The following is a 24,865-nucleotide window of genomic DNA, read 5'->3' as shown; positions in this document are numbered from 1 at the left end:
CGTTAGGAGAATCGTCGTATCCACCAGGATATATAATCTTCAAGATGGTTGTTTGACCAGGTCATATATTTTTTACCCTGAAAATCAGAAAGGTGTTTTACGCTAACATCTTCAGAATTTCTCTGTGGGTATAATTCAAATAAAAAATCTGTTTCTTTTGGAAAGTGTACTATCGAAACTAAGCGGCCGTTGATAAATTTGAATCGGGTAATGCCAGTATTTTTGTCGCCCTGTATTTGGTAATTGGTTATTTCGAAAATATCGGTATTGAACTCTTCTCTGAATATGCCGCCTAAATATTTAGAGCTCTCTAGTATAGCTGGATTGTAGCCATTTTCTTTAAGGGTGCTTAACACGTCTTCGATAAGGCTACAGCTGCGGAAATTATTCACTAATAGGGGGTGGGCGCTTTTGCATGTCTTTTCTATGTTTGCTGGATTATGGTATCTGATATAGAAGATCGCAAAAAGCACCAATATTAAGAATGCAAATGTGAAATATTTTATGGTTAATACTTTTGTTTTAATAGTATGACCCATGAGACGTCGCCTCTGTTGCTAATGCACCATTATTAAGAAGGTTCATGCAGCTTTCGGGACATGCCTCAGGAGATTCGCTGTCCTTGGCTGCACATAAACCTGCTTGGTTGTTCCAGTCATCCATAGCTCTCTCACTACGGTTCTGTCCAACGTTTGATACTTCATTCGCCCAGCCGGCAAGTTTGCTGATCGTTTCTCCCCAATTTGACGCAGCAATCATGCATGAGGCAATGCAATGTCTGTAGGCGTCTTGAGGTCCGTTACGCTGTCCCGGTAGTGGGCTTTCATTCGCTATGGCTTCTGCTTTGGAAGACCATTCAAACACAGATTCTAATCCAAATGGATCAACGTATTTCAACGGATTGCCGTTCACATACCCATATGTATTCATTCCGCCCTTTAGCCCAATTGGGTCGCTCTCCAAATAGCGTCCTGTCTCCGGGTCATAATTTCTGAAGTAGTTGTAGTGCAACCCAGTTTCAGCATCGAAGTACTGACCAGGGAAGCGGAGGTTTAGAGTCAAAAAACCACTGGCTTTTTCCAAACCAAAAGCGTCAGATTTCCATTCCCATACAATTTCCCGAGCGGCGTTCGTTACGATGCGGGGTGTGTTGAGGTGGTCGCTATGAATGTAGAACGGCGTGCTATTAGTCAGTACACCTTCCGTATCGTAACTAATATTCACACCGCCCAATGGCAAGCCATCAAGCCAGAAATAATATTGACTTTCGAGCTTCTTGCCTTCGCTATTGAACATCGTTTCGCCTAGCAGTTGGCCATCAGGTCCGTAGAGAAATGTGGTAACGCCTTGTGAGGTGATTTTCTGGGTGCGTTGACCTAGTGTGTTGTAGCGAAACTGAGCCCGGATCATCCCATCAATCTTCACGCTGCTCAGGCGATTCTGTTCGTCGTATGAGAATTGGCGATTGTCGCGGCCTTCGATCAGATTGCCTGTCGCATCGGAACTCACCAAATGGCCGTCTATTTGGATCAAGCGATTGTTACTGGCGCCATACTGGTAGGTCGTGACTGCACTGTCTTGCACCTTGCCTTCGACCAGAGGAGTGAGAGTTTTGTTGGTGCGGTTACCCACCGCGTCATAAGTGAAGGTTTGCTGTCGGTCTGCATTTGCTTCTTCTGTCAGGCGATCGAGCGCGTCGTAGCTGTAATTCAGATCGCCGACCGAGCTGCTTTGTACTTTGGTGATGTTTCCGGTGGCGTCGTAGGCATAGCTGTTGCTCCAGCCGGCGACGGTTTGTGCAGTTAGCCGATAGTCCAGATTGTAGGTACGTTGAAGCGTAGTGCCATTGTTCCAGGTCAGACTTTTGAGTGGACCGAAAGGTAGATACGCGATGTCGCTGACGAAGGTAGTCGGTTCATCTGCGCCACGCTGGATTTCCACTTGACTGACCTGCCCAGCGGAGTTGCGTAGGTAGTGAATGCTGAACCCGGTCGGGTAGTCGATCCGACTGAGTCGATTTGCTCCATCGTACCCATAACCCAGTTTTTCTAGCTGGGTTTCTTCATTCGTTCGCGGTGTATGCAGTTGGGCCGTGAGGTTGCCTTGCGCGTCATAGGTGTAACTCAGGACGCCATTTATGTCTTCCACTGCTGTCAGTCGGCCGATACCTTTGTTGCCGCTGGCAATCGAGTCGTAGTGGAAGTGAATATCCAGCCCTGAGTTTGCCGGATAACGGCGGGTGGTCAATCGATTAAGGGCATCGTAGGTGAACGTTGTGACTGCGCCGTGCGCATCGGTTATTTGTGTGATGTTACCAGCGGCGTCATATTTGTAGTTACTGGTACCACTGTCGGGGCTGTCCAACTGCGTCAGATTACCTAAACCATCGTGCTGATATCGAGTGATCACACCGCGTGAATCGCTGACTTGTGTGAGGTTGTCTTGAGCGTCGTATTCAAAATTAGTCGTGCCGTTAAGTGGGTCAGTATTCTTTATCAATCGATCGAGTGAGTCATAGGCTCCGGTGTGGTTGTAATGACGAGGATTGGTAATAGTGGTCGGATTATTGTTCAGGTCATATTGCGTGCGACTGATCTGGCCACTAGCTCCCACTGACTGCAGTAAGCGTCCGAGTTCGTCATATACCCATTGATGCTGTTTTGTCAGATCGCCTGTATTGTCTTTGAGTCGTAATATGGTGCGATTGCCCATCGGGTCAAGATCAAATTCGATCTGTTCCTCGAGGTTATTGGTGATGCGAATGAGCCGCCTGGCGTCATCCCAAGTGTAGGTTAACCAACTACCATCGGCACGAATCAGCTTGGTAATGTCACTGACAGCATTGTGTTCGAAGCGAGTATTATTATTGGCAGCACTTACTGACGTTAACCAGCCTTGCGGCGCATAAGTCAGGTTTGTGATGACTCCATTGGGATCGACAATAGTTTGTGAGTTACCCATAGCATCGAAATTCGAAAGTTCAGTGATATGTCCGAGCGCGTTGATGACGCGTGTCAAATGACCTTTCGTATCGTATTCGTAGCGGGTGATGTCGTTTACATCGGTCCTGGGACCATCCGATAACTCAAGCAGGCCTTCAGTGTTGTAGGCGAATGACCTGCTGCGTTCCGTTGTTTGTCCAAACAGGGATGTAATGGTCGCTCCGCCTAGTGCAAGCGCAAAAAGACCTGCGCTCAATATCAGTGTGTTCATGATCAGATCCTTCTGAGTCAGCGTGCAGTAATGGTTTGAGTGAGTTTTCGTCCTTCAGCGTCGTAGGTGTATTGAATTAACCGGTTCGGTTGGGTGATGCGCACGGGAAGGAATAGAGTTGGGTGCCATTCGGTGGTGATGGTTCTGGAGTCGGTTGTTCCGCTGGCTTCGGTGCGGGAGGTTTCTAAACCACGATCATTGTGGATATACGTTGTGATGCTCCCATTGTTATCAGTCTTCGACTTAAGCAGACCGAGTTCGTCATAAATAAAGGTAGAGTTGCTACTTGGGCAATTAGCAGTGGGTTCGCCATCAATCGAAGTGATGCGTTTGACGCCTTGAAAGAAGCCGAATTTGTAATTTGTATGTTTGCCGAGAGCATTAATAACCGTGACTGAATCGTCGAGGTTGTATTTGATGTTTGTTTTTTCCGCTCCGTTAGCGTGCTCGCTAGAGATGGCGCGGCCATGATCATCATAACTCCACGATGCATAGGTGACGCCGCGCTCGTCAGTCATCGACGTCAGTAGCCTACCGTCCCGAGGATCCTGGTAGAAATACCTCTTTTGATCTGACTTGGTAGTAAATACTCTCGATACGGATTTGAGTTGTCGATAGTCATCATAGCTGTATTCGATCTGCATATCTTCGGATGAGAAGCTTAGAGGCTGTTTATTAGGGTCCTCTGTAAATTTTATCGTGGTGCCGTAGCTGTCAGTGACAGTAATATGGTCTTCTTTATATTTGATGTTTTGCACTGTGCCCAATTTGCGGACTTCAGTGAGCCTGCCGTTTTCGTTAAAGATGTAATAATAATTTTCTGGTGAATGGTACGTCCATTGGAGTTTCTCTTTTATCAGAGATTCTGCGGTTGGTTTTTTTGGGTGGTAGGTATCTCCAGTCTTATCAAATGTCGATATTTTTCCATTGGCATGAATAATCGATACAGAGTTTGTATCGAAGAGCATTCGAGACGCATAATTGTGTGTCCATGTACCGCTTTTGCTGCTGTAATTTCGTGAGAATTTAATTTCGTTGGGTTTGGGTGTTTTTCTTGATGCAGGGAAGTCTGTCTCTAGTTCGATTTTATGGCCCGTCAAAAAATTAATCGGGTTCCCGACAATATTTGATGGGCAGCTATTCTCTATGCTCTCAACTTCACATATCCCCGTCAGTTTATTAAGTGATTTATTTTTTTCGCAGGAGTCTCCGGTGAGGAGTATTTCCGCTGTGAAAGTGCCGGGATCAGGCCCGCCGTCTTCCTCGTCTATTTCGATAGGTTCATAGTCTATCTTGCATAGCCATTTCCAATCGTAAGTTTCATGTGGCATGGCGGGGTTGTAACCCAATATATAATCGTCGTGCTCAATTTTTAATTCTTTATGGAGCGCTTGGCACGCGATTTCTGGAGAATTATGCTGCGAGGGTTGATTGAGAAGATCTCCCGCTTTCCAGTTGTATATTTCAGCTGTTGAGTATTGATGGAGTGTTGATGTTAGAAGCAAGATGGGGATGCCGAAGCTTTGTTTGATGTTCATTTGATCTTCCATGATCATTCTTAATAGTTTGTTGGTTAATTTCAGTGAGTGCCCCTCCAGTTTATTCTCCGCAGTTGACTACTTTGCGGTACATATATATTGCATTTGTAAAATTATGCGGCGCGTTGCTTGGCCGGCATTGGGTCTAGGGGCTAGGAGGGGCAGGGGTGAGAGGTGTGGGCTTGTCAGCCGCTTCTACGGTGTGGGTCCGCGCAAACCTTGGCCGTGGGGCTACATGAAGTCCATCACGCCTGATACGGGGACATAGAGTTACGCATTGAGCAGGCAAAAAGCCGATTCATGTAGTATAACTACAAGCGTGCTACATCCCCGGCAACTGCCAATAACAAAGAGTCCAGCCCCTTGAATCTGCTGCAACACATCGCCCAGTCACGCCACCTGTTACGCAAGTCGGAGCTCAAGGTCGCCGACCACGTGCTGCTTGATCCTGCGGCGGTGATGCACAGTTCCATGGCCGACCTGGCCCACAGCGTAGGCATCAGCGAGCCGACCATCGTGCGGTTTTGCCGCGCCATCGGTTGCTCCGGGTTCCAGGATTTGAAACTGAAGCTGGCGCAGAGCCTGGCGGCCGGCGCGAGCTTCGGGCAATTCGCGATCCATGAAGACGATTCGGTTGCCGACTACAGCCTGAAAATCTTCGACACCACCCTGCACACCCTGATGGAAGTTCGCGAGAAACTTGACCCGGTAGCGTTGCAGAAAGCCGTGACCGCGATGTCCCAGGCCCAGCGTGTCGAGTTCTACGGCTTCGGCGCCTCCGGTGCGGTGGCGGCGGATGCCCAGCACAAGTTCTTCCGTTTGTTGCTGACTGCGGCGGCGTATTCCGACCCGCACATGCAGGCGATGTCGGCGGTGACGTTGAAGCCGACCGACGTGGCGATCTGCATTTCCCAGTCCGGTCGCTCAAAAGACCTGTTGATCACCGCCAACCTGGTGCGCGAAAGCGGCGCCACGCTGATCACCCTGTGCCCGAGCCAGACACCGTTGGCCGAGCTGTCGACCGTCAACCTGGCGATCGACGTGCACGAAGACACTGAAATCTACACGCCGCTGACGTCGCGCATCGCCCACCTGGTAGTGATCGATGTGTTGGCGATGGGCGTGGCCATGGCTCGTGGGCCGAGCCTGGTCAATCACTTGAAAAGCGTCAAGCGCAGCCTTCGCAGCTTGCGGTTGTCGCCAAAGTCAGTAAAAGCGCTGGACGATTGATTCTGGCTGGAATTGTGGCGAGGGAGCTTGCTCCCGCTCGGCTGCGCAGCAGTCGCAAAATCTTAGGGCCGCTTTGCGAACCAGCGGGAGCAAGCTCTCTCGCCGCAGGTTCGCGGTCAGCCAGTGAGTTTCATCGTTCTGTAACCCTCCCGCCGCCAAACCGTCATCCCTCGCGCCTATCTTGAAACTCCCGTACTCGCCTTGGGAGACTCGAAATGGCCCAGCCCTACGAAGAACGCAACAGCGCTGTCAAAACCCGTCGTCAGCAAGAAGACCAGCGCCGCATGGAATTTCGCCGCGCCATCGAAGATCGCTGCGAGCGCCGCCAGCTTCTGGCCGAAATCGGCGAATTTCCCGACGACCTCGAACTCAACTACTGGCAGGCAGCACCGGTAACTTCCCGTCGAAACGCTCAACCAGTGCGCTGATTTGCGCCCGTTCGCTGCGGATAAACGCAAGGAATGCGTGGGCCACCGGCGATAGCCGTTTGGCCTTGGCCTGCACCAGGCACCAGCTACGCAGCAGCGGCAGCTCCTCGACCGGTAGCTCAATCAGGGCGCCGGTCGCCAATTCAAGGTTCAGGGCGTGGCGCGTCAGCAGCGCCAGGCCCAGACCCGCCAGCACGCATTCACGCTGAGCTTCCGCCGACGCGACCTCCTGGGTCTGGGTGAAGTGCACGCGCTTCTCTTTGAAATACTCCTCGCAGGCCAGCCGCGTGCCGGAACCGGGTTCGCGCAACAGCAGCGTGTAGGGCTCCAGATCCTGCAAGCGCAGCGGCCCCATATGGCACAGCGGATGATCCGGCGGCGCCACGGCTACAATCGGGTTATTGAGGAACGGCAGGAATTCCAGCCCCATGTCCTGGGGGACCATCGACATGATCACCAGATCGTCACGGTTATCCGACAGGCGCCGGATGACCTGGCCACGGTTGACCACCGTCAGGTGCAGGTTCACTTCCGGGTGCTGGCGCTTGAACGCGGCAAACAGGTGCGGCACGAAATACTTGGCGCTGGACTCCACCGCCAGTTTCAGCTGACCTTGCAATGAGCCTTGCATGTCCGACAGCTGCATATCGAGGTTTTCCAGGCGGCCGAAAATGTCCCGGCTGGCGCGCTGCAGCGCTTCGGCCGCCTCGGTCATGTAGAGCTTTTTGCCGACGTAATCGAACAAGGGCTGACCGATCAGCTCTTCGAGTTGACGAATCTGTAGGCTCACGGCAGGTTGTGTGAGAGACATTTCGTCGGCTGCGCGGCTGTAGGACCTTAAATCGCACACCTCATTGAAGATCTGCAATTGACGCAATGTCATACGCATCAATGACTTACGCATTTTCTATAAATCCTGAGCGAAGGCCGATGACTCAACTATAAGTCTTTGCTTATGCCTGACCCAATTATTATTCATTTTTGTTAATCCCTTACGAGAGCTAGTGTGGAGCTGCGACTGAATTGAAACATTTGGTCACGCGTCGACCTGTCTAATCGGGTCGTGGGTGCCACCGGCTCAAGGGAACCTCCAAGTGATAAAAAAGATCCTGATTGCCAACCGTGGTGAGATTGCCGTACGAATCGTGCGCGCCTGCGCCGAGATGGGCATTCGCTCGGTCGCGATCTATTCCGACGCCGACCGTCATGCTTTGCATGTGAAGCGTGCGGACGAGGCCCACAGCATCGGTGCCGAGCCACTGGCCGGCTACCTGAACCCGCGCAAGCTGGTGAACCTGGCGGTGGAAACCGGTTGCGATGCGTTGCACCCCGGCTACGGCTTCCTTTCGGAAAATGCCGAGTTGGCGGACATCTGCGCCGAACGCGGAATCAAATTCATCGGCCCGTCGGCGGAAGTCATTCGCCGCATGGGCGACAAGACCGAAGCGCGCCGCAGCATGATCAAGGCCGGCGTGCCGGTCACACCGGGCACCGAAGGCAACGTGTCGGGCATCGAAGAAGCCCTGACCGAAGGCGACCGCATCGGTTACCCGGTGATGCTCAAGGCTACCTCCGGTGGTGGCGGCCGCGGCATTCGTCGTTGCAACAGTCGCGAAGAACTCGAACAGGCCTTTCCTCGGGTGATTTCCGAAGCCACCAAGGCTTTCGGTTCGGCGGAAGTGTTCCTGGAAAAATGCATCGTAAACCCGAAACACATCGAAGCGCAGATCCTCGGCGACAGCTTCGGCAATGTGGTGCACCTGTTCGAGCGTGACTGCTCGATCCAGCGTCGCAACCAGAAGCTGATCGAGATCGCTCCGAGCCCGCAACTGACCCCGGAACAGCGCGCCTACATCGGCGACTTGTCGGTGCGTGCAGCCAAGGCCGTGGGTTACGAGAACGCCGGCACCGTGGAGTTCCTGCTCGCCGAGGGCGAGGTGTACTTCATGGAAATGAACACCCGGGTTCAGGTGGAACACACCATCACTGAAGAAATCACCGGCATCGACATCGTTCGCGAGCAGATCCGCATCGCATCCGGTTTGCCGCTCTCGGTGAAACAGGAAGACATCCTGCACCGTGGTTTCGCGCTGCAGTTCCGGATCAACGCCGAAGACCCGAAAAACAACTTCCTCCCGAGTTTTGGCAAGATCACCCGTTACTACGCGCCCGGCGGTCCCGGCGTGCGCACCGATACGGCGATCTACACCGGTTACACCATTCCACCGTTCTACGATTCGATGTGCCTGAAACTGGTGGTCTGGGCGCTGACCTGGGAAGAGGCGATGGACCGTGGCTTGCGAGCCCTCGACGACATGCGCGTGCAAGGGGTCAAGACCACTGCCGCGTACTACCAGGAAATACTGCGTAACCCGGAATTTCGTAGCGGCCAGTTCAACACCAGCTTCGTTGAAAGCCATCCTGAACTGACCAACTACTCGATCAAGCGCAAACCCGAAGAGCTGGCCCTGGCCATCGCCGCCGCCATCGCCGCCCACGCAGGCCTGTGAGGAATATGACAATGTCCAAGAAGATCCATGTAACTGACACAATCCTGCGCGACGCCCACCAATCGCTGCTCGCCACCCGCATGCGCACCGAAGACATGCTGCCGATCTGCGACAAGCTCGACAAAGTCGGCTACTGGTCGCTGGAAGTCTGGGGCGGCGCGACCTTCGACGCCTGCGTACGCTTCCTGAAAGAAGACCCGTGGGAGCGTCTGCGCCAACTGCGCGCCGCGTTGCCTAACACGCGTCTGCAAATGCTCCTGCGTGGCCAGAACCTGCTGGGCTACCGCCACTATAGCGACGACGTGGTCAAAGCCTTCGTCGCCAAGGCCGCGGTCAACGGCATCGACGTGTTCCGCATCTTCGACGCCATGAACGATGTGCGTAACCTGCGCGTGGCCATTGAAGCGGTGAAGGCTGCTGGCAAACACGCCCAGGGCACCATCGCCTACACCACCAGCCCGGTGCACACCATCGAGGCTTTCGTGGCGCAAGCCAAGCAAATGGAAGCCATGGGTTGCGACTCGGTGGCGATCAAGGACATGGCCGGTCTGCTGACCCCGTACGCCACTGGCGAACTGGTCAAGGCACTGAAAGCCGAGCAGTCGCTGCCGGTGTTCATCCATTCCCACGACACCGCCGGCCTGGCTGCGATGTGCCAACTCAAGGGCATCGAAAACGGCGCCGACCATATCGACACCGCGATCTCCAGCTTCGCCTGGGGCACCAGCCACCCGGGTACCGAGTCGATGGTCGCCGCCCTTAAAGGCAGCGAGTTCGACACCGGCCTGAACCTGGAACTGCTGCAAGAGATCGGCCTGTACTTCTACGCCGTGCGCAAGAAGTACCACCAGTTCGAAAGCGAATTCACCGCCGTCGACACTCGCGTGCAAGTCAACCAGGTTCCGGGCGGGATGATTTCCAACCTGGCCAACCAGTTGAAAGAGCAGGGCGCCCTGAACCGCATGAGCGAAGTGCTGGCGGAAATCCCGCGCGTTCGTGAAGACCTCGGCTTCCCTCCGCTGGTGACCCCGACCTCGCAGATCGTCGGCACCCAGGCGTTCTTCAACGTGCTGGCCGGCGAGCGCTACAAGACCATCACCAACGAAGTGAAGCTTTACCTGCAAGGCGGCTACGGCAAGGCGCCGGGCACTGTGAACGAAAAGCTGCGTCGTCAGGCCATCGGCAGCGAAGAGGTGATCGACGTGCGTCCGGCCGATCTGCTCAAGCCGGAGATGACCAAGCTGCGTGCCGAAATCGGCGCCGTGGCCAAGTCTGAAGAAGACGTGCTGACCTACGCCATGTTCCCGGACATCGGCCGCAAGTTCCTCGAAGAACGCGCAGCCGGCACCCTGACGCCAGAAGTGCTGCTGCCGATTCCTGAAGCGGGCGGCGTGGCGTCGGCCGGTGGTGAAGGCGTGCCGACCGAGTTCGTCATCGACGTTCACGGCGAAACCTACCGCGTCGACATCACGGGTGTCGGCGTCAAGGCTGAAGGCAAGCGCCACTTCTACCTGTCCATCGACGGCATGCCGGAAGAAGTGGTGTTCGAACCGCTCAACGAATTCGTCAGCGGCGGCAGCAGCAAGCGCAAGCAAGCCACTGCACCGGGCCACGTCAGCACCACCATGCCGGGCAACATCGTCGACGTGCTGGTCAAGGAAGGCGACACCGTGAAAGCCGGCCAGGCCGTACTGATCACCGAGGCGATGAAGATGGAAACCGAAGTCCAGTCGGCCATCACCGGTAAAGTCACCGCCATCCACGTGGCCAAGGGCGACCGGGTGAATCCGGGCGAGATCCTGATCGAGATCGAAGGCTGAGTTAACAGCCTCGATAGACCGCTTTAAACCTCGGGGGGGCATGTGCTCCCCTTTTTTTTCGCCCGGAGTTTGGGCTTTCCCCAATGCCGGTAAGCTAAAGGAGAACCTGTGGGAGCGTGGCTTGCCGCGAAGAACGATGACGCGTAATACCTGAAAAACCGCGGTGTATTCTTCGCGGGCAAGCCACGCTCCCACAAGGAACTGTGCTGAATCAGTGAGGACGAGGCAATTTCGTCAGAATGCCATCCGCCACTGCCCCATCACGCCATGACTGCGGCTCTCAGTGCCGATTTCCCCAGTGACGCCCACACCCAGCGAGTGGTTGGCCGAGAGCCCCAGGTCGAGCCCGGCATCAAGCGACAGGCTGTCGCGATCCAACCCTGCCCCGGCGATGTCGAAACGTTTCCCGCCCTTGACCAACTGTTGGCGCGTTTCGCTGTCGAGCTCGCCATAGATGTGTATCCAGCCGGCGCTGAATCGCGGCGTCAGGCGCATGCCGTTGTCCAGTGTGTTCAGCTTCGCCGCGCGCAGGCCGAAGGTGCTGCTGAAGTTGTCCTGGGTTTGCCCATGGACTTTCAGCGCTGCATCCCCTCCTTTTTCGGTGTGTTTTTCACGCTGGTAGCGTTGATAACCGACACTGGCGAATGGCTCGATGGTCACATTGTTGCTGCCCAGATTGAAGCCCGCTTCGGCAAAGGCCTGCTGGGTGTTGGCGTCATAACTGCCTTTGATACGGTCGCTGAATCCGTTGAACGCGACCCGACGTTTGCTGCTGCCTTCGTGGCTGGCGTAAGTAGCACCGAGACGCAGCGCCAATGGACCATCCTGGCGCACCGCATAAGCACCCAGATGCCAACTGTCGAGGTCGCCATCGAATTGCCGGGCATCGAGTTGCGTCTGTGATTTTCCGCCCATCACCCCGGCATGCCATTGCTGATCGAGCCGCCAGTCGGCACCCAGAACCAGGCCTTGGGTGGAATGTTTCAGCGTGTTGTCGAAGTCGTTCTCGACTTTGCCGCCATGGCCCAATGCCTGAAGCCAGACGCGACTGCTGTTTTCACTACCAGCGGCAACGCGTGGAGCTTTGTTGGAAAAAGAGCCCGTGCCGTTATCCAATTGGTGCATGGCGGAGAGCATGCTGGCACTGACGGGGCTGACACTGCTTAAAGTGGCTTTTGCGAGATTGGCGTTGCTACTTGCGCTCAATTGTTCAATGGCGATGGAGGCAGTGGTCTTGTTGCTGGCCAGCAGTGCGTTGATGGCAGCGTTGGCAGTGATGGTCTTGGAGGTATCCACATTGCGGGCCAGGGCCTGCCCGCTGGTAGAGGTGTCAGCCGTCTCGAGCGGCACGTCATTACGGGGCAACGCCACTTGAGTGTCGCTATCGGAAGCCTTCGGCGTCATGAATGCCGGATTGCCGGTGACTTGTTCGAACCCATCTTCAACTTTTCCGGCATTCAGTACGGTGTAGACGGAGTTATCGGGAAGATCAATAACATTCAAACCTGTGTTACTTGGTGTGGCCTCTTCAAACCCACTGCCAGTGGGGAACACAGGTTTGGCGGCTTTTTTTCGGGTTTTGGTGGGCTTTGTGTTGGTATCGACTTGAGGCTCCAGTTGCTGGGCAAGGGATAACTCTGCACAACCAACTGCAAGTGCAATGGCCAAAACAAGGTGGTGGGGTTTGTATTTGTGTTGAACGGGCATCGAGTACGGCCTCTTTTGACAGGAGGCCAAACTCTAAGAGGGAGGCTATGGGTGCCGATGTCAGCCGCTTCCGGCGGGTTTGCGGGGGGAGTCAAATGGTTGTGTAGAACATTGCCAGCCGCTTGAAGGTGGCGGTTTTTTAACCATTCCAGCTGGATGCTTTTTCTTACGACGAATCAAGACATGGGAGCTGGCGCACGGCCAAAAACGTATCTACCGCAGATCAAACGATCGCAGCCCTCGCAGCCCTTACCGGCTCACATACGCCTTCCCGTAATGCCGTTCCATCCGCGCCTGAATCAGCTCCAGCCCAATCGACATCAGCCAATAAATGATCGCCGCCGTCGTCAGCATTTCGATATAGCGATAGCTCGAGCGCCCGTACGATTGCGCCAGGAACATCACTTCCCAAACCCCCATCACCGAGATCAGGGATGAGTCCTTGAGCATGGAGATGAACTGGTTGGTGGTGGGCGGGATGATGGCGCGCATGGCTTGGGGCAGGGTGACGCGCCAGAAAATCACGGTTTCGCGCATGCCCAGGGCCAGCGATGCTTCGCGTTGGCCGTGGGGAACGCCGAGGATGCCGGCGCGGAAGATTTCGCTCAGGTAGGCGCCATAGTTCAGCGACAGGGCGATGATGCCGGCGGCGATGGCGCCCGGCACGACGCCCAATTGCGGCAAGCCGAGGTAGATCAGCAATATCTGGATCAGCAGCGGCGTGCCGCGAAAGAACGAGGCATAGAAACTTGCGATGCCGAACGCCACGGCGCTTTTCGACAGTCGAGCCAGGGCCGTGATGAAGCCCAGCAGCGACGAAGCCACAATCGAGCACAGGCACAAGAACAGCGTCAGCGCCGCGCCTTGCAGAAAGCCGTTGGGCGCCAGGTGCAGGCCGATCAGGTTCGGCAGTTTGTCGAGGATGATCGAGAACTTCAGGTCGAAGCTCAGGAAGAAACTGGCGAACAAGCCGAACATCGCCGCCCAGGTCAGGTACAGCCGGGTACGGAAGCCGAAGACCCGTTGCAGTAATGACTCAGCCACCGGTTGCGGCGGCTGAGGAGGTTTGGGGAAGGAAGTCATTTGCTGATGTCGGCGCCGATCCATTTTTGCGACAGCTTGCTCAAGGTGCCGTCCTGTTTCAACTGAGCGAACACATCACGCACTTTGGCGTCCCACTGGGCATCGCCTTTTTCGATGGCCACCGAGTTCGGCTCCGAGTACAGCGGCTGGCCGGCGAGCTTGAAGCGCTTGTCTTCGTTCAGGCGCGGTTGCGCGGTGACGAGGTTGGTGAGGATCGCGTCCAGACGCACGCCAGCGCCCAGGCCCAGATCCTGGAACGCGACGTTGTCGGTGTCATACGGGGCGATCTGCACGTTCTCGAACGGGTACTGCAATTGAGTGTCTTCGGCGCCTTCGATCACCAGGTTTTTGTTCAGGTAGCTTTCATAGCTGGAGGCGCTGGTGAGACCGACTTTCTTGCCGCTCAGGTCTTTGGCGCTGTGGATGCTATCGTCCTTGGCATTGACCACGATCACGGCAGGGGAGGCGTAGTACTCGACCGGGAAGTCGAAGACTTCGGCGCGGGCCTTGCTCGGGGTCATGGAGCAGATGCAGATGTCGTAACGCCCGCTCCAGCGGCCGGCGGCGATCACATCCCAGGACGGCGTTTCCAGACGCAGCTTGACGCCCAGCTTGTCCGCCACGGCCTTGGCCACCTCAACGTCGAAGCCGTCGAGCTGGTTTTGATCGTTGAGGAACGAGAAGGGTGGGTAGCTTTCCATCAACACACCGACCAGTTCTTTCTTTTGTTCGATGCGATCCAGGGTGGCGCCGGCAAAGGCTTGGGTGGAGGCAGCCAGAATCGTCAGGCCCAGGGCCAGCAGCGGTTGAAGTTTCACAGTTGATCCCTGAAAAAAGAGGTTGTTATTAACCGTATGGTGCGCATTAAATAGTTATAAGAACGACTCTGATAGTGAGTTATTTTCATAAGCTTATGAGTGAAAAGCATATGGGCGCAGACAGCACGGTAATTCTGGATGGCGGCATGGGTCGTGAACTGCAACGCCGAGGGGCGCCGTTCCGGCAACCCGAGTGGTCGGCACTGGCCTTGAGCGAGGCGCCACAAGCCGTAGAGGCGGTGCACGCGGCCTATATCGAAAGCGGTGCCAACGTGATCACCAGCAACAGTTACGCGGTGGTGCCGTTCCACATTGGCGAAGAACGTTTCGCCGCTGAAGGCCAGGCCCTTGCGGCGTTGGCCGGCGAGCTGGCTCGGCGTGCAGTCGATGCTTCGGGCCAATCGGTGCGCGTGGCCGGTTCATTGCCGCCTTTGTTCGGCTCCTACCGCCCGGACTTGTTCGACGCTGCCCGGGTGACTGAACTGCTGACCCCTCTGGTCAATGGCCTGGCGCCTCATGTCGACCTGTGGCTGGCCGAAACCCAGAGCTCGATCGTCGAAGCACGGGCGATCCATGCCGGGCTGCCGAAGGACGGCAAACCGTTGTGGCTGTCGTTTACTTTGAAGGATGAAGACACCGACGAAGTGCCGCGTTTGCGCTCCGGTGAGCCAGTGGCTGAGGCCGCCGCGGTGGCGGCTGAGTTGGGTGTCGAGACGTTGCTGTTCAACTGCAGCCAGCCGGAAGTGATCGGTGCGGCGATTGATGCGGCGCGGGAAACCTTCGAGCGCCTGGGGGTGAAGATTCACATCGGCGCTTACGCCAATGCTTTCCCGCCTCAACCGAAAGAAGCCACGGCCAACGACGGTTTGGACCCGTTGCGTGATGATCTCGACCCGCCGGGTTATCTGCAGTGGGCGGCCGATTGGCGCAAGCGCGGGGCCAGCCATTTGGGCGGGTGCTGCGGGATCGGGCCAGAGCATATTGCGGTACTCGCCCAGACATTAGCGTGATGCCATTCGCGGGCAAGCCTCGCTCCAGGTTCGTGTGATCCGTAGGAGCGAGGCTTGCCCGCGAAGTTGTCCGTACGGGCGTCGAAGATTACCCGCGACACTCCGTCAACGTTTGCACTTGCCCCGATTCCGTCTGGTTTTCATCACTCAACCACCGCTCGAACCCCGCCTGAATCGTCGGCCATTCCGAGTCCAGAATCGAATACCACGCCGTGTCACGGTTCTGACCCTTGACCACCATGTGCTGGCGGAACACCCCCTCAAAACTGAACCCCAACCGCTCTGCTGCGTACTTGGAGCGAGCGTTGCCGTTGTTGCACTTCCATTCCAGGCGCCGGTAGCCCAACGCAAAGGCTTCCCTGGCCAGCAGGTAAACCGCCTCGGTACTTTTGGGCGAGCGCTGCATCGGTGCGCCGAAGGTCACATGGCCGATCTCGATGCGACCCTGGGCAGGAACAATCGACATCAGGCTGAGCAGACCCTGCACCTCGCCGCTGACACGGTCGATCACACTGAAGAAATACGGATCGCTGTTGGCCGCATGATTGTTCAGCCAGTCATTGAACGCACTGCGCTCCGGGAAAGGACCGTAGGGCAGATAGTCCCAGAGTTTCGGGTCCGAGCCTGGGCCTTCCAGGGCTTTCCACAAACCATCGGCGTGACGCGCCGGGTCGAGTTTTTCCAGGCGAATGAAACGCCCTTCGATCAGTTGGGCCGAGGGCGCCGGGACGCCTTTCCAGTCTGCGAGTGAAGTCGACATGGTGTTCTCCTTGAACCTTAAAGGGCTTTGCGAAACTGGATGAAACCGGGGCGTTCGGCGATGCGCTCATAGAGCTGGATCGCGGTGGCGTTGGTTTCGTGGGTCAGCCAGTGGACCTTGCAGCAACCGTCGGCCTTGGCTGTGCTGTAGACGAATTCGATCAGTTGCCGACCGACGCCGGTGCCACGAGTTTCGGGTGCCACCAGCAAGTCTTGCAGGTAACAGGAGTTTTCGATGCTCCAGTTCGAGCGGTGATAGATGAAATGCACCATGCCCACCGCTTTGCCGTCGACCCAGGCCAGCGCCCCGTGGGTCGGTTCGCTCGGGTCGAGCAGGCGCTGCCAGGTGCTTTGAGTGACCGCCTCGGGCAGCTCGGTGTTGTAGAAGCGCAAGTAGGCTTGCCACAACGGCAGCCAGGCAGCGTGATCGTCGGCGGTGACCTGGCGGATGTCGATCTGACTCATGTTCATTCCTTAACGCGTCAAAGTGGCAGGTACATGGAAAATTCCTTGGCGAATGCCTTCATCCTAGGCAGGCTAATGGTCTGTTGTAAGAGCCATTAATGACCAATTTCATAGGTCCATTGTCATGTCGAATACGCCGCTTCCCTCGTCGTTCAACCCGGCGGGTATCGAACTCGACCGCCGCCAGGGCCTGAGTCGACAGCTCTATCAAGCGCTGCGGGTACGCGTACTCGACGGACGATTGGCCAGCGGCACACGACTGCCGGCCAGTCGCGATCTGGCTACGGCGTTATCGATTTCCCGCAACAGCGTGGTTCGTGCCTACGATCAGCTTTACGCTGAAGGCTTCATCGAGGGGCGTGTGGGTGACGGGACTTACGTGGCGCAATTGCCTCAGGCGGCGTTGCCGGCGAAAAAATTATCCACAAAAGTATCCACAGGGTTTTCAACAGGGTTACCCACAGCCTTATCCACAAATTGGCTGGATTTACCTGTTGTTCCATCCAGTAAAGTTATCCACAGCGGTGCTTTGGGGCGCGTTGAAAAGAATCATTTGGCTGCACCGCCCGGTGGCCCGCCGCGCGCATTCAGGGTCGGCGTGCCGGCGTTCGATCTGTTCCCTTTCGAGGTTTGGGCCAAGCTGAATGCGGCTTTCTGGCGTAAACAGGATTTACAGCAGTTGTGTTATGGCGACCCGGCAGGCGATGAACGCTTGCGCGGATTGATTGCTGCCTACTTGCGCAGCTCGAGAGGGATGCAGTGCGCCGCTGAGCAAATTGTGATCACCAGTGGCGCGCAGCAGGGGATCAGCCTTTGTGCACAGTTGCTGGTGGAGCCTGGCGATGGGGTGGGGATTGAAAATCCGGGTTATCGCGCTGCCGGCCATGCCTTTGCGGTAGCCGGTGCACGGTTGCACGGTGTGCCGGTGGATGAGGAGGGGATCGACTGCAGCGCCTTGGCGCAGTTGAGCGATTGCCGGCTGGCTTACGTTACGCCTTCCCATCAATACCCGACCGGTGTGGTCATGAGTCTGGCCCGGCGTCTGGAACTGCTCGCCTGGGCCGAGGGCAACCAGGGCTGGATCATCGAGGACGACTACGATGGCGAGTACCGTTACAGCGGCGCGCCACTGGCGCCGCTGGCGGCACTCGATCGCCATGGGCGGGTGCTGTATGTCGGCACCTTCGGCAAGGTCGCTTTTCCGGCGCTGCGCCTGGGTTATCTGGTGCTGCCGCCGGGCCTGGTGGACGCATTCGCGCAGCGTCGGGCGGTGGATGTGCGGCATTCCGAAGTGAGCACTCAAGCGGTGATGGCCGAGTTCATGGCCGCCGGGCATTTCCAGCGGCACATTCGCCGGATGCGGCGTGCCGCCCTCAGCCGTCGCAATTGTTTGCTGGGTGGCTGGCCGGCGGGGATGACCGGAGTGGGTAGCCTGCCCGCCGTCTCCGCCGGGCTGCACCTGACGGTTTCGGTGGACAGCCTGGCCCGCGAACGGCAACTGATCGAACAAGCGGAAAGCGTAGGCGTGGAGATCAATGGCTTGAGCAACTATTGGCTACCGGACTCCAGGACTCCAGTCGATCAGCGCGCCGGTCTGGTATTGGGTTTTGCGGCGGTGCCAGAGCCAGCGATAGAGTCGGCGCTGGCACGGTTGCGGCAGGTCTGGCGGGATTGAACGATGGCCTCCCGGTTTTTAAATGAACCGCTGATCTATGAAAAACACTGAGGCGGCGAGTGTGCGACTGATCTCGCCGCGATAAATGGCGATGAGTTCCTGATTGCTGCCACCGCGCAGATCAAAGCCCCCCTATTAGCCGTTGACCAAAAAAGACCCGCGATGGCGCGGGTCTTTGATGCACGGGGTGTTTCAGGTCCCGGACTTGATCTTGGTCCAGGCCCGGGTCCGCGCCCGTTCAGCATCGCGAGGCAAGGGTTGCAGGGTGTAAAGCGTGCTCATCGCCGTTTCGGTCGGGTACAGGTTCGAGTTGTTGCGAATCGCCGGGTCGACCATTTCCGTGGCGTCCTTGTTCGGGTTCGGGTAGCCGACGAAGTCGCTGACCGGTGCGATGACCTGGGGTTGCAGCAGGTAGTTGATGAAGGTGTAGGCGTCTTCCGGGTTTTTCGCGCCTTTGGGGATCGCGAGCATGTCGAACCAGATCGGCGCGCCTTCCTTGGGCAGGCGCATGTCGACGATCACACCGTTCTTGGCTTCCTTGGCGCGGTTGGCGGCCTGGGAGAAGCTGCCGGAATACCCGACCGCGACGCAGATGTCACCGTTGGCGATGTCGGCCATGTACTTGGACGAATGGAAGTAGGTGATGTACGGCCGGATCTTCATCAGCAGCGCTTCAGCCTTGGCGTAGTCCGCCGGCTTCTTGCTGTTGGGGTCCAGGCCGAGGTGTTGCAGGGCCAGCGGCAGGATCTCCGAAGGTGAGTCGAGCAGGGCCACGCCGCACTGCTTGAGCTTGCTGATGTTCTCTTCCTTGAAGATCAGGTCCCAGCTGTTCACCGGTGCGTTGTCACCCAGCGCAGCCTTGACCTTGGCCGGGTTGAAACCGATCAGGATGGTGCCGTACATGTACGGCACGGCAAATTTGTTACCCGGGTCGTTGGCTTCGATCAGCTTCATCAGCTTGGGGTCGAGGTGGTTCCAGTTCGGCAGTTTGCTGCGGTCCACTGGCTGGAATACGCCGGCTTCGATCTGCTTGGCGAGGAACACGTTGGACGGCACCACCACGTCGTAGCCGGAGTTGCCGGTCAGCAGCTTGGCTTCCAGCGCTTCGTTGGTGTCGAAGATGTCGTAGACCAGTTTGGTCTGGGTGTTCTGAGCCTTGAAATCGTCCAGGGCTTTGGGGGTGATGTAGTCGAACCAGTTGTAGACCCGCAAAGTACGTTCTTCAGCATGGACGGCGCCACTGAGCAGCGTGGCGCAGAGCGCTGGAGCGATAAGACGCTTGAGTCTGTTCATTCTTCTAATTCCTCATTGGGCGCTTTCAAAACCTTCGAGAACGTTCACGGCGTTGATGCCGATTTCTTCTACCGCGTAACCGCCTTCCATCACGAACAGCGTCGGCTTGCCGAGGCCTGCGATGCGGGTACCCATCGCCAGGTAATCCGGGCTGTCGAGTTTGAATTGGGAGATGGGGTCGTCCTTGAACGTATCGACGCCCAGGGACACGACAACGATGTCGGCGCCGTACGTTTCGATCTCTTTGCAGGCTTGTTCCAGCGCGGCGCTCCAACGGTCCCAAGCACTGCCGGCGGGCAATGGGTAGTTGAAGTTGAACCCTTCGCCTGCGCCTTCACCGCGTTCGTCTTCGTAGCCGAGGAAGAACGGAAACTCGGCTTCTGGATGACCGTGGATCGAGGTGAACAGTACGTCGTTGCGTGCGTAGAAAATCGATTGAGTGCCGTTGCCGTGGTGGTAATCGACATCGAGGATCGCGACCTTTTTGTGGCCCTGATCGAGGAACGCTTGAGCGGCGATGGCAGCATTGTTGAGGTAGCAATAGCCGCCCATCAAATCGCTGGCGGCATGGTGTCCCGGTGGACGGCACAGGGCGAAGGCACTGCGGGCGCCCTGCTGGATCGCCGCTTGGGCCGTGAGGGCAACTTGCGCTGCGCTGTACGCCGCTTGCCAGGTGCCGGCGGTAATCGGTGCGCCGCCGTCGAAGCTGTAATAGCCGAGTTGGCCGTGCAGGCTGGTGGGCATGATTCGGCGCAAGGTGCGGGCCGGCCAGGTGTAGGGCAGCAAGTCGCCGTCGGTATTGAATGCGGTCCAGCGCGCCCAGGCGCCTTTGAAGAAGTCGAGGTAGTCGCGGCTGTGGATGCGCGCGATCGGATCAAGGCCAAAGTCTTTCGGCACTTCAACCGGGCCGAGGTTCTGGTCCTTGACCCGTTGTAATACGTGATCGGCCCGTGAAGGCATTTCGAAGCAGGGCATCAATTGCCCGTCCATCAATTCACAACGGCCGTGATGCAGGTGGTGATCGTCCGAGTAGATCGTCAGCATTGTTGTTCTCCGCAGGCTGATTCGGTTTGAACACAGTCTTGCGGCAGGCGACGTCTGGGAGAACGGCAGGAAAGGCCAAAAGGGGATCTATGTGGCCAAAACATTTGACCGAAATTCGCCCCCCCCCTGTGGCGAGGGAGCTTGCTCCCGCTCGGCTGCGCAGCAGTCGTTACCCGGCAACTGCTATCTGAAGGGAGGAATGCGGTGTTCGGTTTGGGTCTGCTACGCAGACCAACGGGAGCAAGCTCCCTCGCCACAGGGGCGGCTCAAGGGCGGAACTGGCTCGGCGCCACGCCACTCCAGCGCACAAACGCATGCCGGAAGCTCGCGGTCTCGCTGAAGCCCAGTGCTTCGGCGATTTGATAGATCGGCAGTTGATCCTCGCAGAGCATGCGTTTGGCCTGTTCGAATCGCAGTTCATCGAGCAGTTCCTGATAGCTGCATCCCAGATCCTTCAGATGGCGGCGCAGGGTGCGCGACGAGCAGTTCAACTGTTCGGCCAACCCGTCCAGACCGGGTGCCGCGCTCAGTTGTGCGGCGAGCAATTGGCGGATGCGCCCGAGCCAGGCCTGACGCCCGGTGAACTCGGTGTTTTGCTTGCGGCAGCGTTCGGCCATGGCCTGGTGGGTGATGGCGTCGGCCAGCGGCAGGGGGTGTTCGAGCCAGCGCTTGTCGAAGGCAAATCCGTTGGACGCTGCATCAAACTGCAACGGACAGTCGAAACGCTCGCTGTAGCGCGCCTGATAGTCCGGTGCCGGGTAATCGAAGCGAGCGCCAAGCAAAGGCAGGGGGTGGCCGAGCAGGTCTTCACAGGTGACCTTCATCGAGACCAGGCAAAACTCGACATTGAACGGTGCCAGCGCGGGGTTTTCCCGATAGTCGCCCGCGGTGAGCCAGATGCGCTCGCCATCCTCCTCCAGGCTCAACTCGAACAGTGTTCCCAATAGCGCCGGGTAGTGCAGCGCCAACTGCAAGGCGTCACCTAAAGTGGCGCTGGTGAGTAAGGCGTACCCGAGCATGCCATAGGACGAAACGTGCATCCGCCGGCCCAACTCCAGACCGATATCGCGGCGCAGCGCGACGGCATTGGCGCACACCAGCATCTCTTGATTGGTGGTGATGCGCGTGTCCGCCCGGCTCAGATCAGCCGCGCTGATGCCGCTGCCGGCCAACAACGCCTCGCTGGACAGGCCTTCGGCCTTGAAGGTGTTGAGCACCAGGGAGACGGCGTTGAGGGTGGTGAGGTGGGAGTGGAGCATGGAGTCTTCCAGCGTCGAGATGCTGGAACGGGAGCAAGTTATGTGCCCAACAACGATCTTGTGGGAGCGGTCCGTGGCGAGGGGGCTTGCCCCCGTTGGGCTGCGAAGCTGCCCCAAAATCTCTGATGTACCAAAGATCTTGTGAGTGCTACGCACTCAAACGGGGGCAAGCCCCCTCGCCACAGCCCGCTCCCACAAGGTTATGTGTTGTGTCAGCTCAGTTCGCCACACAGGTCAAGTTCGACCAGTCGCCGAACTTCAGGGGTTTCAAGCCCTGCACCGAGCAGCCCATGCAACTTGCCGAGCGCCGCCTCGCGAGTCATGCCGCCACCGGACAACAGGCCGGCATCGCGCAAGCGGCTGCCCGCCTCATACACGTCGAGCTTCACGCCACCCTCATGACATTGGGTGACCGCAACCACTACCACGCCATTGTCTCGTGCCCGTTCCAGGCTGGCGATAAACCCGGGGTTGTCGCTTGGTCCGGTACCGCTGCCATAACATTCCAGCACCAGACCCTGAATACCGCTGTTGAGCAGGCCATCCAGTTGCTCGGCGCCGATGCCGGGGAACAACGGCAGCACCGCGACCTTCGCCAGTTGCCTTGGCTGGTTGTAGTTCAGTTGGGCAGGTATCGAGGAAGCTTTCACGCCGCCGCCCTGACGCTCCAGTCGCTTGAACGGATGACGACCGAAACTGCGAACCTTGGCGCAGCGGGTCGGGTCGAGCAGTTCACCGTGGAAGTACAGATGAACACCCGGCGCCAGGCCTTGACCAAGGGCAACCAGTGCACCACTGATGTTTTCCCAGGCATCACTGTCGGTCACGCCGGCTGGCAGCATCGAGCCGGTGAAACACACGCGGGCGTTCAGGCCGAGCAACTGAAAGCTCATGGCCGCGGCGCTGTAGGCCAGGGTGTCGGTGCCATGCAGGATCAGCACGCTGTCGCAGCCCTGGGCATCAACGGCGTCGACCACCGCTTCACGCAGTTGCTGCCAGTACGCAGGGGTCATGTTGGCGCTGTCGATCAGTGGCGACATCTCGCGAAAGCGCCACTGCGGCACCACCAACTCAGGCTGGCTGTGCAGGTAGTCGCGCATCCGCGCTTCGAAACCGGACGCCGGGGCCAAGCCGTGGGCACTGGCTTGCATGCCGATGGTGCCACCGGTGTAGAGCACCATGACGTGCTGCGCGGCAGGGTAAGAGGCGGAATTCATTGATGGGTCTCCTGGACGAATGCACCTTGCGCCGCAGCATGCCTGCGTGCGCAAGGTGTGTCACGTCGAGTGGCAGGACGCCACTCGTTGCGGTCTGTCGCGGCGGGTGGCGGGGAGCCACCCGCCAGGGCGATCAGCGTTGCGTGGCAGGCGTGCCCTGGGCTGCGCCTTGCTCGCGTGGAGCCGATTGGCTTGGGCTGCTCGGCCAGGCCTTCAGGTCCAGGTCCAGATCGGTGAATTTGCTGGAGTCGAACACTGGCTGCTTGACGCCGGCGCGGCGCTGCTCGTCGTAGTCGCGCATCACGCGCAGGCCGACCTTGAACAACATGGCCAGGGCCATCAAGTTGACGAAGGCCAGGCAGGTCATGGTGATGTCGGCGAAGGCGAACACGGTCGACAGGTCCTGCATCGAACCCCATACCACCAGCGCCAGAACCAGGCCGCGGAAAACCATCAGCACGGCGCGGTTGCGGCTGAGGAACTGCAGGCTGTTCTCGCCCAGGTAGTAGTTGTAGAGGATGCAGGTGAAGACGAACAGCGACAGCGCGACGCTGACGAACACGCGGCCCCAGTCACCGACCACGGCGGCCAGCGAGTTTTGGGTCAGGACGATGCCGTCACCTTCGAAGCCCGGGGTGTAGAAGCCCGACAGCAGGATCAGCAGCGCGGTGCAGGTGCAGATCACGAAGGTGTCGAGGAACACGCTGAAGGCCTGGACCACGCCCTGGGCGCCCGGGTGCTTCACGGCGGCCACGGCGGCGACGTTCGGCGCACTGCCCAGGCCTGCTTCGTTGGCGAACACGCCACGCTTCACGCCCATCACGATGGCGCTGCCGAGCAGGCCGCCGAAGGCTGGGTCGAGGCCGAAGGCACTCTTGAAGATGGTTTCCAGCATGGCTGGCACGTGTTCGATCTGGGTGCCGATCACGTACAGGGTCACGCCGATATAGGCCAGGGTCTTGACCGGTACCAGCAGGTCGGACACCGCGGCGATGCGTTTGATGCCGCCGATGAAGGTAATGGCCAGCAGCACCGCCAGGACGATACCGGTGTGGCGTGGGTCGAAGGCAAAGGCGTTCTGCAGCGAGTGGGTCACGGTGTAGGACTGCAGGCCGATGAAGGCGAAGCCGTAGGTGACCAGCAGCAGGATGGAGAACACCACCGCCATGCCTTTCAGCTTCAGGCCGTGCTGGATGTAGTAGGCCGGGCCCCCACGATACAGGCCGTCGCCTTCGGCGCGCTTGTAGACCTGGGCCAGGGTGCATTCGAAGAAGCTGCTGGACATGCCTACCAGTGCGGTGACCCACATCCAGAACACGGCGCCCGGGCCGCCGAGGGTCACGGCGATGCCGACACCGGCGATGTTACCGGCGCCGACGCGGCCGGCGAGGCTCAGCATCAGGGCCTGGAACGAGCTCAGCTGGCCTGCCTGGCCGTGAAGGGACTCTTTGAAGACACTGAACATGTGGCCGAAATGGCGGAACTGGACGAAACGCGAGCGGATCGTGAAGTAGCTACCGAGCCCGACAATGAGCGCGATCAGTACTTTCCCTGAGAGGAAGTCGTTGATGACTTCGAGCATGGATTATTCCTCGCTATTTTTTGTGTGTGCGAATACTGGGTGGTCGACACATCGCGTTACACCAGGTTGTGCGTGGCACAACAGGTGGGTCGAAGGTTCGTCCCTGTTCCATTTCGCGGGTTGTTATTAGTTCGGCTTTCGCATGGGCTTGGGTCTCGTTATCGACGACCGCTCACGCGAAGAGGGCCGGCACTATACATAGGAGAGTGCCGTC

General features: G+C 57.8%; 20 protein-coding genes. 6 read left to right on the top strand and 14 right to left on the bottom strand.

Annotation, left to right across the window (positions count from 1 at the left end):
• Positions 1-2: 2 nt before the first annotated feature.
• The 3 genes from JUI81_RS10850 to JUI81_RS10840 are packed head-to-tail and all read right to left on the bottom strand — an operon-like array spanning position 3 to position 4,751.
• Entirely contained in the window at positions 3-539 is a 537-nt protein-coding gene (locus tag JUI81_RS10850) for a hypothetical protein (RefSeq protein WP_204124236.1), read from the bottom strand.
• Positions 523-3,213, bottom strand: coding sequence for an RHS repeat protein (locus JUI81_RS10845; protein ID WP_204124235.1), 2,691 nt, complete (start codon positions 3,211-3,213; stop codon positions 523-525). Before JUI81_RS10845 ends, JUI81_RS10850 begins: the two co-directional genes overlap by 17 nt.
• Before the next feature lie 17 nt (positions 3,214-3,230).
• Complete coding sequence (locus JUI81_RS10840; RefSeq protein ID WP_204124234.1) at positions 3,231-4,751, bottom strand: DUF6531 domain-containing protein; 1,521 nt, start codon at positions 4,749-4,751, stop codon at positions 3,231-3,233.
• A 363-nt stretch (positions 4,752-5,114) separates the two neighbouring features.
• Here JUI81_RS10840 and hexR point away from each other — a divergent pair, with 363 nt between their 5' ends.
• Positions 5,115-5,981, top strand: coding sequence for a transcriptional regulator HexR (gene hexR / locus JUI81_RS10835; RefSeq protein ID WP_017850032.1), 867 nt, complete (start codon positions 5,115-5,117; stop codon positions 5,979-5,981).
• Between the two features lie 215 nt (positions 5,982-6,196).
• Entirely contained in the window at positions 6,197-6,409 is a 213-nt protein-coding gene (locus JUI81_RS10830) for a PA3496 family putative envelope integrity protein (RefSeq protein WP_019020903.1), read from the top strand.
• Here the strand turns inward: JUI81_RS10830 and JUI81_RS10825 are convergent.
• On the bottom strand, positions 6,351-7,313 hold the full coding sequence (locus tag JUI81_RS10825) for a LysR family transcriptional regulator (protein WP_007934452.1): 963 nt from the start codon (positions 7,311-7,313) through the stop codon (positions 6,351-6,353). The genes JUI81_RS10830 and JUI81_RS10825 overlap by 59 nt on opposite strands.
• 190 nt (positions 7,314-7,503) lie before the next feature.
• Between JUI81_RS10825 and JUI81_RS10820 the strand changes: the two genes are divergently transcribed.
• The gene (locus JUI81_RS10820) at positions 7,504-8,919 is read left to right on the top strand and encodes an acetyl-CoA carboxylase biotin carboxylase subunit (protein ID WP_019580379.1); all 1,416 of its coding nucleotides are present in this window, start codon (positions 7,504-7,506) and stop codon (positions 8,917-8,919) included.
• Between the two features lie 11 nt (positions 8,920-8,930).
• Positions 8,931-10,739: a sodium-extruding oxaloacetate decarboxylase subunit alpha gene (gene oadA, locus JUI81_RS10815; RefSeq protein WP_028940103.1), complete on the top strand. Its 1,809-nt coding sequence runs from the start codon at positions 8,931-8,933 to the stop codon at positions 10,737-10,739.
• Positions 10,740-10,973: 234 nt separating this feature from the next.
• Here the strand turns inward: oadA and JUI81_RS10810 are convergent, their stop codons facing one another.
• From JUI81_RS10810 to JUI81_RS10800, 3 genes are all read right to left on the bottom strand, one after another.
• Positions 10,974-12,446, bottom strand: a complete 1,473-nt coding sequence (locus JUI81_RS10810; RefSeq protein WP_204124233.1) for an autotransporter outer membrane beta-barrel domain-containing protein — start codon at positions 12,444-12,446, stop codon at positions 10,974-10,976.
• 249 nt (positions 12,447-12,695) lie between these two features.
• On the bottom strand, positions 12,696-13,529 hold the full coding sequence (locus JUI81_RS10805; RefSeq protein ID WP_086945218.1) for an amino acid ABC transporter permease: 834 nt from the start codon (positions 13,527-13,529) through the stop codon (positions 12,696-12,698).
• The gene (locus tag JUI81_RS10800; RefSeq protein WP_018927375.1) at positions 13,526-14,347 is read right to left on the bottom strand and encodes an ABC transporter substrate-binding protein; all 822 of its coding nucleotides are present in this window, start codon (positions 14,345-14,347) and stop codon (positions 13,526-13,528) included. The genes JUI81_RS10805 and JUI81_RS10800 overlap by 4 nt, the downstream gene beginning before the upstream one ends.
• Before the next feature lie 110 nt (positions 14,348-14,457).
• On the opposite strand from JUI81_RS10800, the gene JUI81_RS10795 reads away from it, so the two are divergent.
• Positions 14,458-15,357 (top strand): homocysteine S-methyltransferase family protein, encoded by a 900-nt coding sequence (locus JUI81_RS10795; protein WP_019580385.1) that lies wholly within the window; start codon positions 14,458-14,460, stop codon positions 15,355-15,357.
• A gap of 88 nt (positions 15,358-15,445) precedes the next feature.
• Here JUI81_RS10795 and JUI81_RS10790 read toward each other — a convergent pair whose 3' ends face one another.
• Positions 15,446-16,117 (bottom strand): GNAT family N-acetyltransferase, encoded by a 672-nt coding sequence (locus JUI81_RS10790; RefSeq protein ID WP_019580386.1) that lies wholly within the window; start codon positions 16,115-16,117, stop codon positions 15,446-15,448.
• Positions 16,118-16,134: 17 nt separating this feature from the next.
• The gene (locus JUI81_RS10785) at positions 16,135-16,581 is read right to left on the bottom strand and encodes a GNAT family N-acetyltransferase (RefSeq protein ID WP_204124232.1); all 447 of its coding nucleotides are present in this window, start codon (positions 16,579-16,581) and stop codon (positions 16,135-16,137) included.
• A 124-nt stretch (positions 16,582-16,705) separates the two neighbouring features.
• Between JUI81_RS10785 and JUI81_RS10780 the strand changes: the two genes are divergently transcribed.
• A complete protein-coding gene (locus JUI81_RS10780; protein ID WP_204124231.1) occupies positions 16,706-18,256 on the top strand; it encodes a PLP-dependent aminotransferase family protein in 1,551 nt (516 codons plus the stop codon).
• Positions 18,257-18,448: 192 nt separating this feature from the next.
• Here JUI81_RS10780 and JUI81_RS10775 read toward each other — a convergent pair whose 3' ends face one another.
• The 5 genes from JUI81_RS10775 to JUI81_RS10755 all read right to left on the bottom strand — a co-directional run bounded on the left by JUI81_RS10775 (position 18,449) and on the right by JUI81_RS10755 (position 24,651).
• Positions 18,449-19,549, bottom strand: coding sequence for a polyamine ABC transporter substrate-binding protein (locus JUI81_RS10775; protein ID WP_204124230.1), 1,101 nt, complete (start codon positions 19,547-19,549; stop codon positions 18,449-18,451).
• Positions 19,550-19,561: 12 nt separating this feature from the next.
• Positions 19,562-20,593, bottom strand: a complete 1,032-nt coding sequence (locus JUI81_RS10770; protein ID WP_204124229.1) for a histone deacetylase family protein — start codon at positions 20,591-20,593, stop codon at positions 19,562-19,564.
• A gap of 266 nt (positions 20,594-20,859) precedes the next feature.
• Entirely contained in the window at positions 20,860-21,852 is a 993-nt protein-coding gene (locus JUI81_RS10765; protein WP_096479346.1) for an AraC family transcriptional regulator, read from the bottom strand.
• Positions 21,853-22,064: 212 nt separating this feature from the next.
• Positions 22,065-23,069, bottom strand: a complete 1,005-nt coding sequence (locus JUI81_RS10760) for an asparaginase (protein ID WP_204124228.1) — start codon at positions 23,067-23,069, stop codon at positions 22,065-22,067.
• A 133-nt stretch (positions 23,070-23,202) separates the two neighbouring features.
• Complete coding sequence (locus JUI81_RS10755) at positions 23,203-24,651, bottom strand: sodium:alanine symporter family protein (protein ID WP_018927384.1); 1,449 nt, start codon at positions 24,649-24,651, stop codon at positions 23,203-23,205.
• Positions 24,652-24,865: the final 214 nt, after the last annotated feature.

Origin of the sequence: Pseudomonas sp. 008 (genome assembly GCF_016861935.1) — a bacterium.
GTDB lineage: Bacteria > Pseudomonadota > Gammaproteobacteria > Pseudomonadales > Pseudomonadaceae > Aquipseudomonas.
This window is presented reverse-complemented; position numbering and strand designations above follow the sequence as displayed.

What these genes read in the sequence shown, in the direction of transcription:
- JUI81_RS10850 (WP_204124236.1), bottom strand. Translation starts at nt 539, where the DNA reads ATGGGTCATACTATTAAAACAAAAGTATTAACCATAAAATATTTCACA.
- JUI81_RS10845 (WP_204124235.1), bottom strand. Translation starts at nt 3,213, where the DNA reads ATGAACACACTGATATTGAGCGCAGGTCTTTTTGCGCTTGCACTAGGC.
- JUI81_RS10795 (WP_019580385.1), top strand. Translation starts at nt 14,458, where the DNA reads ATGGGCGCAGACAGCACGGTAATTCTGGATGGCGGCATGGGTCGTGAA.
- JUI81_RS10805 (WP_086945218.1), bottom strand. Translation starts at nt 13,529, where the DNA reads ATGACTTCCTTCCCCAAACCTCCTCAGCCGCCGCAACCGGTGGCTGAG.
- JUI81_RS10775 (WP_204124230.1), bottom strand. Translation starts at nt 19,549, where the DNA reads ATGAACAGACTCAAGCGTCTTATCGCTCCAGCGCTCTGCGCCACGCTG.
- JUI81_RS10760 (WP_204124228.1), bottom strand. Translation starts at nt 23,069, where the DNA reads ATGAATTCCGCCTCTTACCCTGCCGCGCAGCACGTCATGGTGCTCTAC.
- JUI81_RS10830 (WP_019020903.1), top strand. Translation starts at nt 6,197, where the DNA reads ATGGCCCAGCCCTACGAAGAACGCAACAGCGCTGTCAAAACCCGTCGT.
- JUI81_RS10790 (WP_019580386.1), bottom strand. Translation starts at nt 16,117, where the DNA reads ATGTCGACTTCACTCGCAGACTGGAAAGGCGTCCCGGCGCCCTCGGCC.
- JUI81_RS10780 (WP_204124231.1), top strand. Translation starts at nt 16,706, where the DNA reads ATGTCGAATACGCCGCTTCCCTCGTCGTTCAACCCGGCGGGTATCGAA.
- JUI81_RS10755 (WP_018927384.1), bottom strand. Translation starts at nt 24,651, where the DNA reads ATGCTCGAAGTCATCAACGACTTCCTCTCAGGGAAAGTACTGATCGCG.
- JUI81_RS10840 (WP_204124234.1), bottom strand. Translation starts at nt 4,751, where the DNA reads ATGAACATCAAACAAAGCTTCGGCATCCCCATCTTGCTTCTAACATCA.
- oadA (WP_028940103.1), top strand. Translation starts at nt 8,931, where the DNA reads ATGTCCAAGAAGATCCATGTAACTGACACAATCCTGCGCGACGCCCAC.
- JUI81_RS10810 (WP_204124233.1), bottom strand. Translation starts at nt 12,446, where the DNA reads ATGCCCGTTCAACACAAATACAAACCCCACCACCTTGTTTTGGCCATT.
- JUI81_RS10785 (WP_204124232.1), bottom strand. Translation starts at nt 16,581, where the DNA reads ATGAGTCAGATCGACATCCGCCAGGTCACCGCCGACGATCACGCTGCC.
- JUI81_RS10765 (WP_096479346.1), bottom strand. Translation starts at nt 21,852, where the DNA reads ATGCTCCACTCCCACCTCACCACCCTCAACGCCGTCTCCCTGGTGCTC.
- JUI81_RS10770 (WP_204124229.1), bottom strand. Translation starts at nt 20,593, where the DNA reads ATGCTGACGATCTACTCGGACGATCACCACCTGCATCACGGCCGTTGT.
- JUI81_RS10825 (WP_007934452.1), bottom strand. Translation starts at nt 7,313, where the DNA reads ATGCGTAAGTCATTGATGCGTATGACATTGCGTCAATTGCAGATCTTC.